Below are 12,282 nucleotides of genomic sequence, written 5' to 3' on the forward strand. Positions count from 1 at the left end.
TCCCCCTGGTGTTGCGTGACGGGATCGCAACAATCCCGTGGCGACTGCACCGCAGCCGGGTGCGTCGCCGCCCAATAAGCCCTTCATCGCTTGCGCAAAAATTGCGCAAGCCTACATTCCCGCTGCCGGAGCACGAGTTGACGCGGTGCCTGATGACGTCGATTGCTGATCGCCTTGCCGGACCTACGGTTCCCGAAGCGGCTGCAGCGCCCGCGCTGGCGCCGGCGATGCCGGCCGCCTCGTCGGCGCCCGCGATCACCTTTCCCCCGGCCGGCGAGCGCGAGCTCAGGTTGGATCTGTTTCGTGGACTCGCACTGTGGTTGATCTTCATCGATCACCTGCCGCCCAATCTTCTGACTTGGTTCACGATCCGGAACTACGGCTTTTCCGACGCCACCGAGATCTTCATCTTCATCTCCGGATATACCGCCGCTTTCGTCTACGGGCGGGCGATGCAGGAGTCCGGCGTCGTGGTCGCGACTGCACGCATCCTGCGCCGCGTCTGGCAGATCTACGTCGCGCATGTCTTCCTGTTCACGATCTTTCTGGCCGAAATCTCCTACGTCGCGACCAGCTTCGAGAACCCGCTCTACACCGAAGAGATGGGGATCATGGATTTCTTGAAGCAGCCCGATGTGACGATCGTGCAGGCGCTGATCTTGCGCTTTCGTCCCGTCAACATGGACGTGCTGCCGCTCTATATCGTGCTGATGCTGTTCCTGCCGCTGATCCTGTCGCTGATGCGCTGGAAGCCGGACCTGACGCTAGGTCTATCGGCCGTGCTCTATGCCGTGACCTGGGAATTCGACCTGTATCTGTCGGCCTATCCGAACGGCTTCTGGGCGTTCAACCCGTTGGCTTGGCAGTTGCTGTTCGTGTTCGGGGCCTGGTGCGCGCTCGGCGGCGCCAGACGCATGACCCGCATTCTGAATTCGCCCATTACACTTTGGATCTGCGCTGCCTATCTATTGGCGGCGTTCTTCGTGACGCTCACTTGGTACATCCCGCAGTTCGGCCATCTATTGCCGCGCCGGCTCGAGCAGTGGATGTATCCGATCGACAAGACAGACCTCGACGTGCTGCGCTTTGCGCATTTCCTGGCGCTCGCCGCACTCACCGTGCACTACTTGCCGAGGGACTGGCCTGGCCTGAAGTCGCGGTGGTTGAAGCCTCTGATCGTGTGCGGCCAGCATTCGCTGGAGATCTTCTGCCTCGGCGTGTTCCTTGCATTCGCAGGGCACTTCATTCTTGCCGAAGTGTCCGGGGGCCCGCTCATGCACGCGCTGATTAGTCTCAGCGGGATCCTCATCATGTGGGGGGTTGCCTCGCTGATTTCATGGTACAAAAACGTTGCGGACAAGAGCGCACCGCGAAAGGCTGCGCTTGCGAATGCCGATATGGCGGGAGGGGGCTGATGCAGTCCGTCTCGTGGTTAAGGCGACCAATGGACGGGCTCGCGAGGCTCGTGCTCCTGATGCTGGCGATGATGCTGGCGACGGCGGCGCGCGCCGAGGAAAACGCCGCCCCGAACTGCGAGGTACCGCCCTATCTGCTCGCCACCGAAAGCCGGCTGACGAAGGTTGCCGATGCGGTGAAGAACGGCCAGCCGCTCGATATCCTGGTGCTCGGCAGCCGCTCCTCGGCGATCGTGAGCACATCGGACAACAACGCCTATCCCTTTCGGCTGCAGGCTGCCCTGAAGGAAAAACTTCCTTTGGTCACCGTTAATCTTGCCGTCGAATTGCAGCCGAAGAGGACGGCCGAGGAGATGGCCGGCAGCTTCGTTAAGGTGCTGGAAGGAAAAAAGCCTAATCTGGTGATCTGGCAGACGGGGACGGTCGATGCCATGCGAGCCATCGATCCGGATGACTTTCGCGCGGCGGTCAACAAGGGCGTGACGGAGCTGCAGAACGCGGGGGCGGACGTGGTCTTGATGAATTTGCAATATAGTCCGCGCACCGAAACCATGATTTCCGTGCCGCCTTACATCGACAACATGCGCGTCGTCGCGCAGGAGCGCGACGTGCCGCTGTTCGATCGGTTCGCGATCATGCGGCAGTGGAACGAGCAGGGCAATTTCGACCTGTTCAATCCGACGCACGGGATCGAGCTTGCCAAACAGGTTCACGATTGCATCGGCCGGGCGCTCTCGAAATTCATCATCGATGCGGCCCAACTGGGACCGGCGCAGCAGAATTAGGATCTCTGGGGTTTATGACGTTAATGAGTTGTCAACGCGTAGTTCGAGGGTTGACCTCGTCGACTCTCATGGCGATCGCTCTCGCCATTTCGACACCATCGCTCCATGCGCAGACTGTGAACCAGGCTGCGGCCCAGACCGCGCCAGCGCCGTCTGGTGAGGCGCAAGTGTCGCCGACGCCGGAGCTGAAGCCGACCATTGGGCACCTCGCAACGGGCGCGGCTCAGAAGCCGTCTCCGGCGCAGGTTGCGGTCATGCATCAGGGGCCGGCCGTCCAAGCTCCGAACCCGCAGCCGGCGACCTCGCCTGGCACGTCCGGCTTGGTCCCTCAGTCATCCTCAGCTGCCAATCCGGCCGCGCCGAAGAGCTTCACCGAAAGGGCCATCGACAGGGTCAAGCAGGTTGCCAAATCCGCCAGCGATATCCTGAACCGCGTGCCCTGCCTGCCGCCGAAGGGCGGGCCGAAGTCGTTTGGCTCGCTGCCCCATGTGGCAAACAAGCTCGCCTCCGGCCTGCCGGTCGTCATCGTCGCCTTCGGCTCCTCGTCCACGCAGGGTTACGGATCGAGCGGGCCGGAATACACCTATCCGAACCGCTTGGCCGCGCAGTTGCGCCGGCAATACCCGATGGCAGACATCAGCGTCATCAATGCCGGCATCGGTGGCGAGGATGCCCCTGAGATGATGAAGCGGCTGCAGGACTCGGTTATCGACCGGCATCCGGATCTCGTGATCTGGCAGGTCGGCACCAACGCGGTGCTGCGCGATCTCGATCCCGCCGATACGGCCAAGCTCGTCGACGACGGTGTGGCGAAGATCCAGGCCGCGAGCGCCGACATCGTGCTGGTCGACCTGCAATATTCGCCGCGCGTGATCGAACGTCCCGAGCGGGCCAACAAGATGATCAAGCTGCTCAGCCATGTCGCCGAGCTGCATCACGTCGGCATCTTTCCCCGTTTCGAGGTGATGCGCGATTGGCACGAGCAGCAATCGATCCCGATCAACGATTTCGTCATCGCCGACGGCCTGCATATGAACGATTGGGGCTATGCCTGTTTCGCGCAGTTGCTCGGCGACGACATCATCAAGTCGGTCGGACAGGTCAAGCTCGGCGTTAACCTGCCGGCGGACGTCCTGACCTATCGGCCGATGTGACGCCGTCAGGCGTCATCCCGGGGCGCACGTCCGCGCGCGGGCCCGGGATCTCGATCGACAGGGCAAGCAGCGAATAGGGGTTTCTTACTACTCCCTACTCGCCCTTCGCGATCACGCTTTCGCCAGCGCCGCATCCAGATCGGCGATCAGGTCGTCGACATGTTCGAGCCCGGTGGAGAAGCGGATGAAGCCTTCGCTGATGCCGAGCTCGGCGCGGGCCTCCGGCGTCAGCCGCTGATGGGTGGTGGTGGCGGGATGGGTGACCAGCGTCTTGGCATCGCCGAGATTGTTGGAGATCTTGGCGAGCTTGAGCGCGTTGAGCACGCGGAAGGCCGCGGCCTTGCCGCCCTTGACCTCGAAGCCCACCAGCGTGGAGCCGGCGCGCATCTGCTTCTTCACGGTGGCGGCCTGCGGATGATCGTCGCGGCCGGGATAGACCAGCCGCGAGATCTTCGGGTGGCTCGCAAGGACATCGGCGATCTTCGCCGCAGTCTCGGTCTGGGCGCGGACGCGCACCGCGAGCGTCTCCAGGCCCTTCAGCAGCACCCAGGCGTTGAACGGCGATATCGACGGGCCGGTCTGGCGCATGAAATTGTGGATGTGCTCGGCGATGAAGGCCTCCGACGACAGGATGACGCCGCCGAGACAGCGGCCCTGGCCGTCGATGTGCTTGGTTGCGGAATAGACCACGACGTCGGCGCCGAGCGCCAGCGGGCTCTGCCAGATCGGCGTGGCGAATACGTTGTCGACGATCAGCCGCGCGCCATGAGCATGCGCGATCTCGGCGATTGCACCGATGTCGAGCACGTCGAGCGTCGGGTTGGTCGGGCTTTCCAGGAAGAAGCTCTTGGTATTCGGCCTGACCGCGCGCTGCCACTGGTCGAGATCGAGGCCGTCGACCAGGGTGGATTCGATGCCGTAGCGCGGCAGCAGGTCCTCGACCACGTAACGGCAGGAGCCGAACATCGCCTTCGAGGCGACGACATGGTCGCCGGCGCGCAACGGCGCCAGGATCGCGGTGGTCACCGCCGCCATGCCCGTGGCCGCGGAGCGGGCGGTCTCGGCGCCCTCGAGTTCGGCCATGCGGCGCTCGAACATTGCCGTGGTCGGGTTGGAGAAGCGCGAATAGATGAAGCCGGGATCCTCGCCCTTGAACCGGGCCTCGCATTCCTCCGCGCTGGCGTAAACGAAGCCCTGGGTGAGGAACAGCGCCTCGGCAGTCTCGCCGAATTCCGACCGCAGCGTGCCGGAATGCACCAGTCGGGTCTCGGGGCGGTATTGGGTCAACGAGGGGGTGGCGGCAGATTTGGACATATGACCTCCATCATGACCATCAGGAAAATGGTCACAAAAAACCGGCCTGGGAGAGCTCTCCTCACGGCCGGGATCACATGGGTCCCCGGCCTGTTTAGCGACTTGTTTAACGTGGCTGCAAGCCGGCCGGCTCAAATCACCACGGGATAAGTCGTGCTCTTAGTCGCCTCCAGCCTTTTCGTCAAGCCGGCCATCGGATAACGCGTAAGAACCCCTATGTTTTAGGGGCAGGGCTGATATTCCAGCCAGTCACGAGGGACCAGGTTTTGCCGCTTTCGCTCGCCGCCGATGCCAATGGCATCCTGCCCGATCGCTTGATCGCGCAGATGGCGGACGCCGGCCTGATCATCCCCGAATATGATTTCGTCGAGAGCCAGATCCAGCCGGCCAGCCTCGATTTGAGGTTGGGCGACATCGCTTACCGCGTCCGCGCGAGCTTCCTGCCCGGGCCCGGCGCGACCGTGGCAGAACGGATCGACGAACTGAAGCTGCACGAATTCTCGCTTGCCGATGGCGCGGTGCTCGAGACCAATTGCGTCTACATCGTGCCGCTGTTGGAAAGCCTCGCGCTGCCCAAGGACATCGTCGCCGCGGCCAATCCGAAGAGTTCTACCGGCCGTCTCGATGTGTTCACGCGCGTGATCGCCGACGGCACCCGCCGCTTCGACATGATCGGCGCCGGCTATCACGGACCGCTTTATGCGGAGATCAGTCCGAAGACATTTCCGGTTCTGTTGCGCGAAGGTTCGCGGCTGTCGCAGGTCCGCTTCCGCTATCGTGACGCGGTGCTGTCAGCCGATGAGCTGAATGCGCTGCATCAGGCCGAGCGGCTGGTCGATCGCGATGATGCCGATCTGGCCGGCGGCGTGGCGCTGTCGGTCGATCTGTCCGGCGAGAACGCGGGCGGTTTTGTCGGCTATCGTGCCAAGCGCCACACGGGCGTCGTCGATGTCGATCGCCGCGGCGGTTATGCGGTGGAGGAATTCTGGGAGCCGATCAAGGCGCGCCCCGACGGCAGCCTCATTCTCGATCCCGGCGAATTCTACATTCTCGCTTCGAAAGAAGCTGTCCAGGTCCCGCCGGACTATGCCGCGGAGATGGTGCCGTTCGATCCGCTGGTCGGCGAATTCCGTGTCCACTATGCCGGTTTCTTCGATCCGGGCTTCGGCTATGCCGGTGCTGGCGGGCAGGGCTCCCGCGCGGTGCTGGAAGTGCGTTCGCGCGAGGTGCCGTTCATCCTCGAGCATGGCCAGATCGTCGGGCGCCTGGTCTATGAAAGGATGCTGGCGCGGCCCGATGCGCTGTATGGCCAGCGCATCGGCTCCAACTACCAGGCACAGGGCCTGAAGCTGTCGAAGCATTTCCGGCCGTAGGCGACGTCGGGCGCGCGCTCACGTTCGGCTGCGGCGGATGGCCCTGAACTCGGTGACGAGACGCCAGTTCGTTCCCCCGTCAGTGGAGCTGTCGCCACGCCAGAGAAACGAATGATCCGTGATGTCGCGAAAGCTCCAGCGGATCATCCGGCCGTTCTCGTCGGTGCCGAGCTGCACGATATCGTCGCCTTCGGCACGGCCGATCATCTGCAGAAAGATCTGGCCGACCGGCTCGGACCATTGGATGCGCCAGGCGTCAAGCCTGGTGTCGTAGATCCGCAGCGTCGTGCCGTAAGGGCCCGGCCCATCGCCGCGGTCCCGCTGCCCGCGCTGTGGCACGATCCAGACATCCTGAACGGCACGGCCTTCGAGCACCCAGCCGAAATGCCACTCGCCATTGCGCCGCCGCATCGGTGCATTCTCGGGGAAATGCACGACGTCGAGATCCCATGAGCCGATGAAGCGGCCATAAAGGCCCATTTTGTCGGCACGATCGGCAGACGGACCGTCAGCGCCGAGCGCGTCGAGAAATGCCGATGTGGTCATGAGCTGCCTCCCAGCGCCTTCTGCATGGCTGCCGCACCGAGCTCCATCTGCCCATCGATATAGGGGGCGATCTCATGCGGCAGCACGTCGGTGATCCAGATCATCCGGCAGCGGGTTTCGCCATCGGGGACGATCTGGACCGAGGCGCTGTGTTGGGTGATGCGCTCGTGGGCCACGGAGTAGACGAGGCGTCGTCGCGCGTCGTCGCAGTCGACCAGCCTCTCGCGTGCCACGCTCCCATTGGCGAATGTCAGGATACGCACATCATCGTCGAGTTTGGCGTCGAGCACGAAACCTGGAGCAAGCCGTATATGCACCGCCGCGAAATCGCGCACCGCGTCCCATGCCGCAGCAGCCGGCGCGTCAATCGGAATATCCTTGTGAATGGATGCCATAATGCGTCCTCCCGCTCAAACGCAGACCGCTTCGATGTTGTTGCCGTCGAGATCGATCAGGAAGGCGGCGTAATAGGTCGGGCTGTAATCGGGACGCGGTCCGGCCGTGCCATTGTCGGCTCCGCCGGCCTTGAGCCCTTCGCTGTGGAATTTACTCACCGCTGCATGATCAGGCGCGCGGAAGGCGACATGTGCGCCGCCATGCCGTTCGGCTCTGGTGAGGTGCAACCACAGCGCCGGAGCGCCTTTCGGGCCGAAGCCCGCCGAAGTCTCATCCTTTGAGCACAGCACATGGCCAAGCGGCGCCAACACGGACGTGTAGAACCGCACGCTTGCCTCAAGGTCGTTCACCCGCAAACCGACATGATCGTACATCAATGATCTCCATGTTGCGCGCAACGGTCGCGCGCCATGGCGATCACCTAGTCAATGGCGGCTCAGGCGTTCTTGGAAAATCTTGCGCATGCCCCTTGATGCTTGGCGGAACTTCAATGGCGAAACGCCGGCTGCGCGGGTGAATGTGCGGGTGAAGTTAGAGAGATCGGCAAAGCCGACATCGTAGGCGATGTCGGTCACGGGCGCCTCGTCCTCGCTGAGCCTCTGCGCGGCATGGCGCAGCCGAGAGCGCAACAGGTATTGATGCGGGGTGACGCCGAGTGCGGCCGCAAACAGCCTGAGGAAATGGAATGGGCTGACCCCAGCCTGGTACGCGGCGCTTTCGAGGTCGACGGCACGATGCGAATTGGCATCGATCCACAGCGCGGTCTCAACCGCACGGCGGCGGTCACGCGCGGTCGCCGCCGCTGGTTTCGCCGGCTTGCCGGAGATGCTTGCAACGAACCGGCTGGCGAACACGTGGCCGATCTCGTCGAGGCCGAGGTCGCTGTTCCCCGCGGCCGCGGCCTGGGCGAGTTCGCCGATCACCATCAGCTCGGGCAGCGGAGGTGCGGCGCCGGCCTGCCAGACGTCCTTGCTGCCGCCGATCTCCTGCACCAGCTCGGGTGCGAGAAAGAACGACAGGCATTCGTCGCCACAGACGTGGTCATGCGTACACATGAACTCGTCGCCGGGATGTCCGATGAGGACCGAGCCTGCGACCAGCTCAAAGAACCGGCCGCGGTGGTGGCAACCGAAGCTGCCTTTGCGCACGTAGGAGACGGAATGGCTTTCGAACTGCTCGACATAGGGCCGCTCGCCCGGAGCCGCGGTGCAGCGGAACGCGGAAACCGTAACCGAACGGCCAGTGAGCAGGATGGAAGTTGCCATCCCCCGAACCTAGTGAGCGGCGCGCGAGTGATCAACCTTGAGCAGGGCGTCGAACAAAGTGAGGCCGGTCTGCGGCGCTGCGCCTTCAAGCGACAGCAGCCGACGCTGGGAGATCGCGCCCCAGTTGGGCGAGATCCTGTCGATCCCTCCTCCGGCGAGCACGCGATGGCAAGGCACGATCAGCGGAAATGGATTCCTCGTCAGCGCCTGTGCGACCGAATACAGCGCGCCCGTGACATGCAGGCTGGCTGCGATCTCGTCCGGCTTGCGCGTTTCGCCGCGCGGGATGCGGCGGAGATAATCGTAGACGCGCTGGTTGAACGGCGTGATGCCGGTCATGTCGAGGCTGACATCGGCGAACTCGGCCTGCTGGCCGCGCAGCATGAGGACGATGCCCTCGATGGCAAGTTCGGCATTTTCGGGCGGACGAAGCTCGCGCGCTTCGGGAAATTGCTTGAATAGCCGCCGGCGTGTCTCGATCTCGCGTGCCTCCGGCAATTGCACTCCGACGACACCGGCATCACTCCAGGCAATGCCGCAGCGGCCGATCGCCGTATCGAAGATCGTATACCCACGCCCCATGACGCCACCCCACCCTGGAACGGATCATATCTTCGTCACGATTGGCCGCATCGGGTTTGTACGAGTTGTAAACATGATGCGCCGCGACAGGGCGCGGCTCAATCGGGGGCGACCGCTAAACCGCACCGGCGTGGTGTCAATCTGGATGTGATGTCCCGGCCTCAGCGGCGCGAGCCGCCCGCGCGTCCTCCGCAAAGTCCGGGTCGTGGGCCAGCCAGAGCTCCAGGAGAGTCAGGAAGGTCACGATCAGGCCGATCGAGATGCTGACATGCATCGCGGAGCTATGGACGAAGCCGAGCAGCCAAGGCGCGGCGATGAGCCAGAGACCGAGCGCCAGCTTCAGCCACTCCTCCCAATCTGCGAAGGCGAGGACGCCGGCGGCGGATAGCGCGATCAGGGCGTAGCCACCGATTTCGGCATCCAGCCGCCCGGACGCCCGGGTGAAGCCGAACAGCCACGGGGAGGCCGCCAGGAAGATGCCGCAGAGCAAAGTGTAGAGGTCGAGCGCCGATGGGCTCCACAGCGTGGCCCGGGTCTTGCGGGCGATGAGGGGGCTGATCATGGATATGGCTCCGTGCCCGGCCGATCGCGGCAATGACACAGAGCCGCTTACGACCTCACGCTACACAAGCGCCGCGTCCCACTTTGGTTCCAGCGCCTCGTAATGTGGCGGATCAAGATCAGGCGATCGGCGGGGCGTCTGTCCCGCCGCCGGGTGTTCGAAAGGGCAGAAGTTCGCGCCGCCAACAAGCCGCTTGGCGGAGAGCGCGGTCTCGGCTAATCATGGGCCTGCGCGGGCGTAGTTCAATGGTAGAACGGCAGCTTCCCAAGCTGCATACGAGGGTTCGATTCCCTTCGCCCGCTCCAATTTGCCCCGGATGGCCCTGACCGGCCTAGCCTTTGGGCCCGGACAGTGGCTTGTCCGCTCCCGGCCGTTTGGCGTACATGGCGTCGATCTCCTTGGCGAAGTGGCGCTCCAGCGCCGGGCGCTTGTTCTTGAGCGTCGGGGTGATCAGTCCGGCATGGATGGTCCAGGGCTCGAGTGTCCACCACACCGCTTTCGGCGTCGCATAGGCCGGATAGCTTTTCACGGTGCGGGCGATGTGCCGAAGCAGCGACGCCGCCTCGACCTCCGGGCCTCGCAGGCCATGCACGGCGAGCTTCTTCTGCTGCTCGGCCCAGCCCTTTGGGTTAAGCACGACGAGAGCGGCCAGGAATGGGCGATTTTCCCCGATGACGAGCGCCTGATCGAACAGTGGGTCGGTCAGAATCGCGGTTTCGAGATCTGCAGGGGCGATCTTCTCTCCGGTCGAGGTGACCAGGATGTCCTTGATCCGGCCAGTGATGGTGATGCGCCCGCTCTCGATGCGGGCCTGATCGCCGGTATGCAGCCAGCCGTCGGCCTCTTTGACCCGGGTGGTTTCCTCCGGCTTGCGCCAATAGCCGAGCATCACGCTGGGGCCGCGGACCAGGAGCTCGTCATTTTGGCCGAGCTTGACCTCGATGCCCGGCAGTGCGCGTCCCACCGTGCGTGGATCATTGTCGTCCGGCGTGTTGACGGCGACAACGGGCGATGTCTCGGTCATCCCATAGCCCTGCAGCACGTCCAGCCCAAGCGCGAGGAAAAGCCGCACCACGGGTTCGGCGATCGGTGCGCCGCCGCTGACGGCCACGCGCAGGCGTCCGCCGAATTGCTTGAGCACGGTGGTGGCGACGAGCCGGTTCAGGAGCGGCCACGCCAAACGGTCCAACAATGACGCGGCCTTGCCCCCGGACTGGCGCGCATCGAAGCGCCGGCCGCCGATCGAGAGCGTCAGATCGAGCAAGGCGCGCTCGACCGGCCCGGCGCTCGCGCGATGATGCAGCACCAGCGAATAGATGCGCTCATAGATTCGCGGCACCGAGATCAGAAGCGTCGGCCGCACCGCGATCAGGTCTTCGGGAAGCTGCTTCACAGAACGCGCATAGGCGACGCAGGCGCCGAGCGCGATCGGATAATAATAGCCGCAGGTGCGCTCGAAAGTATGCGACAGCGGCAGGAACGAGAGGAAGACATCGTCCTGCTCGGCTGAGAGCAGCTGGTGGATGGCCTTGAGATTCGCCACGACGTTATGGTGCGAGAGCGTGACGCCCTTCGGCCGCCCGGTCGTGCCCGAGGTGTAGACGATGGCGGCAAGATCGCTGGGCTGCGCCGCAACCTCTTGAGGCTGCAAGGCGGTCGGCGCTGCGGCGGCAAGCCAAGCGTCCAAGCTGATGACGCGCGGGTCGGTCTTCGCAAGCTCCGGCGTGGACTCGAGAGTCGCGCACACGACTCGCCTGAGAGTCGGAAGCGCATCGCCGACCGCTACGATCTCGTTCCAGCGCGCGCCGGAATCCACGAACAGTAATTGTGCGCCCGAGTCTGCGAGGATGTAGGCGATGCTGTCCGGGTTATCGATCGCGTGCATCGGCACTGGGACCAGGCCGCGCGACAGCGCCGCTTGATCCATCGCGACATGTGCGATCCCGTTCGGCATCAGGATCGCAAGGCGTTCACCTTTGCCGAGGCCTTCGGCGGCGAGCGCGCGCCTGAAGCGATCGAACTCGCGGTCGATCTCGCGCCAGGAGAAGCTCATCCACCGGCCCTGGTCCGGATCGAACTGCCGATAGGCTTCCTTGTCCGGCGTCAGGCGCACGCGCCAGTGCAGCAATTCGGGCAGCGTCCTGACACCGGAAAATCCGTCGATATCGTCAGCCGGTTCGGATGAATGGGCGATCGGTTTTGTCTCGACTTGCACGCTTGCCTCGAAATGATGCGGCGCTCGGCTTGAAGCTCAAGTTCTTGCAGGGCCGTGGCCTTGATGTTGACCTAGCGCAAGCGGGAGCGGTCCGGCCATTCATCTCCGACATGGGAGCCAAGCACTTGCATAAGAGGAGCGGTATTGGAGGCACCGTGCTGTCACGCTCTGCGCAAAGCCTTGCGGCCGCCCCCGGGGTCCAGGTAGCGGCCGCAGTCCATCACGATCGGTCCAATAATGGGTGGACCTCAGACGCCGTCGGGCACCTGATCGAGGAAGCCGGTGATACGGCGGATACGACCGTCCTTGAGTTCGGCGAAATCGGTGCCTTTGATCGGACAATCGGCGCCATCCGGGCCCAAGCCCCAGCAGAAGCGCAGGTTGTCGCCAAAGCCGTTGGCTTGACCGATCAGACGGAATCGGAAATCAGGAAAGCGCGTCTGGATGCCTGCGATCAGTGCATCGACGCCGTCGTGGCCGTCGCCGCGCATCAAGGGGTCGACATAGACGGCATCCTCGGTCCAGTTGGAGGTAAGCAGGTCGCGCCGCCTCTGTGGCGCGCGCTCGTTCCAGAGCGTGATGTAGGCGTTTGCGATCGCAGCGGTATCGGTCATCGGTGCTCTCCATCTTGTGAAGCGAGAATGGTGTGATCATCGCGCTTCCCGCACACATATG

The 12,282-nt window shown here is 63.8% G+C and carries 13 protein-coding genes, 1 tRNA gene and 1 riboswitch; of the genes, 5 read left to right on the forward strand and 9 right to left on the reverse strand.

The features are described 5' to 3' along the window. Positions 1–152: 152 nt before the first annotated feature. From QXZ85_RS23990 to QXZ85_RS24000, 3 genes are all read left to right on the forward strand, one after another. On the forward strand, positions 153–1,415 hold the full coding sequence (locus tag QXZ85_RS23990; RefSeq protein ID WP_315702763.1) for an OpgC domain-containing protein: 1,263 nt from the start codon (positions 153–155) through the stop codon (positions 1,413–1,415). Beyond that, positions 1,415–2,200 (forward strand): SGNH/GDSL hydrolase family protein, encoded by a 786-nt coding sequence (locus tag QXZ85_RS23995; RefSeq protein ID WP_316175042.1) that lies wholly within the window; start codon positions 1,415–1,417, stop codon positions 2,198–2,200. The genes QXZ85_RS23990 and QXZ85_RS23995 overlap by 1 nt, the downstream gene beginning before the upstream one ends. A gap of 68 nt (positions 2,201–2,268) precedes the next feature. Beyond that, positions 2,269–3,354, forward strand: coding sequence for an SGNH/GDSL hydrolase family protein (locus tag QXZ85_RS24000; protein WP_315745198.1), 1,086 nt, complete (start codon positions 2,269–2,271; stop codon positions 3,352–3,354). 111 nt (positions 3,355–3,465) lie between these two features. On the opposite strand, the gene QXZ85_RS24005 is transcribed toward QXZ85_RS24000, so the two are convergent. Continuing rightward, the gene (locus QXZ85_RS24005; protein ID WP_315702766.1) at positions 3,466–4,668 is read right to left on the reverse strand and encodes an O-succinylhomoserine sulfhydrylase; all 1,203 of its coding nucleotides are present in this window, start codon (positions 4,666–4,668) and stop codon (positions 3,466–3,468) included. Positions 4,669–4,741: 73 nt separating this feature from the next. Then, positions 4,742–4,821: riboswitch (SAM riboswitch) on the reverse strand. A gap of 113 nt (positions 4,822–4,934) precedes the next feature. On the opposite strand from QXZ85_RS24005, the gene QXZ85_RS24010 reads away from it, so the two are divergent. Continuing rightward, the gene (locus tag QXZ85_RS24010) at positions 4,935–6,041 is read left to right on the forward strand and encodes a 2'-deoxycytidine 5'-triphosphate deaminase (RefSeq protein WP_315702767.1); all 1,107 of its coding nucleotides are present in this window, start codon (positions 4,935–4,937) and stop codon (positions 6,039–6,041) included. Between the two features lie 18 nt (positions 6,042–6,059). Here the strand turns inward: QXZ85_RS24010 and QXZ85_RS24015 are convergent, their stop codons facing one another. From QXZ85_RS24015 to QXZ85_RS24040, 6 genes are all read right to left on the reverse strand, one after another. Next, positions 6,060–6,587 (reverse strand): hypothetical protein, encoded by a 528-nt coding sequence (locus QXZ85_RS24015; protein WP_315702768.1) that lies wholly within the window; start codon positions 6,585–6,587, stop codon positions 6,060–6,062. Further along, positions 6,584–6,982 (reverse strand): SRPBCC family protein, encoded by a 399-nt coding sequence (locus QXZ85_RS24020; protein ID WP_315745196.1) that lies wholly within the window; start codon positions 6,980–6,982, stop codon positions 6,584–6,586. Before QXZ85_RS24020 ends, QXZ85_RS24015 begins: the two co-directional genes overlap by 4 nt. 15 nt (positions 6,983–6,997) lie before the next feature. Continuing rightward, a complete protein-coding gene (locus tag QXZ85_RS24025; RefSeq protein WP_315745195.1) occupies positions 6,998–7,357 on the reverse strand; it encodes a VOC family protein in 360 nt (119 codons plus the stop codon). A gap of 51 nt (positions 7,358–7,408) precedes the next feature. Continuing rightward, positions 7,409–8,248 carry a helix-turn-helix transcriptional regulator gene (locus QXZ85_RS24030; RefSeq protein WP_315702771.1) on the reverse strand — a complete coding sequence of 280 codons (840 nt, stop codon included), beginning with the start codon at positions 8,246–8,248 and terminating at the stop codon, positions 7,409–7,411. Between the two features lie 9 nt (positions 8,249–8,257). After that, positions 8,258–8,830, reverse strand: a complete 573-nt coding sequence (locus QXZ85_RS24035; RefSeq protein WP_315745193.1) for a methylated-DNA--[protein]-cysteine S-methyltransferase — start codon at positions 8,828–8,830, stop codon at positions 8,258–8,260. A 136-nt stretch (positions 8,831–8,966) separates the two neighbouring features. Beyond that, a complete protein-coding gene (locus QXZ85_RS24040; RefSeq protein ID WP_315702773.1) occupies positions 8,967–9,392 on the reverse strand; it encodes an SPW repeat protein in 426 nt (141 codons plus the stop codon). A 231-nt stretch (positions 9,393–9,623) separates the two neighbouring features. Here QXZ85_RS24040 and QXZ85_RS24045 point away from each other — a divergent pair. Continuing rightward, positions 9,624–9,697 (forward strand) — tRNA-Gly (locus QXZ85_RS24045). Positions 9,698–9,723: 26 nt separating this feature from the next. Here the strand turns inward: QXZ85_RS24045 and QXZ85_RS24050 are convergent. Further along, on the reverse strand, positions 9,724–11,586 hold the full coding sequence (locus QXZ85_RS24050; RefSeq protein ID WP_316175060.1) for an AMP-dependent synthetase/ligase: 1,863 nt from the start codon (positions 11,584–11,586) through the stop codon (positions 9,724–9,726). Between the two features lie 269 nt (positions 11,587–11,855). Then, complete coding sequence (locus QXZ85_RS24055; RefSeq protein WP_315702774.1) at positions 11,856–12,221, reverse strand: nuclear transport factor 2 family protein; 366 nt, start codon at positions 12,219–12,221, stop codon at positions 11,856–11,858. Positions 12,222–12,282 lie beyond the last annotated feature (61 nt).

Origin of the sequence: Bradyrhizobium sp. SZCCHNGR1005 (assembly GCF_032489995.1) — a bacterium.
Taxonomy (GTDB): Bacteria; Pseudomonadota; Alphaproteobacteria; order Rhizobiales; family Xanthobacteraceae; genus Bradyrhizobium.

Excerpts from the sequence above, each read along its gene's own strand:
- QXZ85_RS23990 (WP_315702763.1), top strand. The coding sequence starts at position 153 with ATGACGTCGATTGCTGATCGCCTTGCCGGACCTACGGTTCCCGAAGCG.
- QXZ85_RS23995 (WP_316175042.1), top strand. The coding sequence starts at position 1,415 with ATGCAGTCCGTCTCGTGGTTAAGGCGACCAATGGACGGGCTCGCGAGG.
- QXZ85_RS24000 (WP_315745198.1), top strand. The coding sequence starts at position 2,269 with ATGGCGATCGCTCTCGCCATTTCGACACCATCGCTCCATGCGCAGACT.
- QXZ85_RS24005 (WP_315702766.1), bottom strand. The coding sequence starts at position 4,668 with ATGTCCAAATCTGCCGCCACCCCCTCGTTGACCCAATACCGCCCCGAG.
- QXZ85_RS24015 (WP_315702768.1), bottom strand. The coding sequence starts at position 6,587 with ATGACCACATCGGCATTTCTCGACGCGCTCGGCGCTGACGGTCCGTCT.
- QXZ85_RS24020 (WP_315745196.1), bottom strand. The coding sequence starts at position 6,982 with ATGGCATCCATTCACAAGGATATTCCGATTGACGCGCCGGCTGCTGCG.
- QXZ85_RS24025 (WP_315745195.1), bottom strand. The coding sequence starts at position 7,357 with ATGTACGATCATGTCGGTTTGCGGGTGAACGACCTTGAGGCAAGCGTG.
- QXZ85_RS24030 (WP_315702771.1), bottom strand. The coding sequence starts at position 8,248 with ATGGCAACTTCCATCCTGCTCACTGGCCGTTCGGTTACGGTTTCCGCG.
- QXZ85_RS24035 (WP_315745193.1), bottom strand. The coding sequence starts at position 8,830 with ATGGGGCGTGGGTATACGATCTTCGATACGGCGATCGGCCGCTGCGGC.
- QXZ85_RS24040 (WP_315702773.1), bottom strand. The coding sequence starts at position 9,392 with ATGATCAGCCCCCTCATCGCCCGCAAGACCCGGGCCACGCTGTGGAGC.
- QXZ85_RS24055 (WP_315702774.1), bottom strand. The coding sequence starts at position 12,221 with ATGACCGATACCGCTGCGATCGCAAACGCCTACATCACGCTCTGGAAC.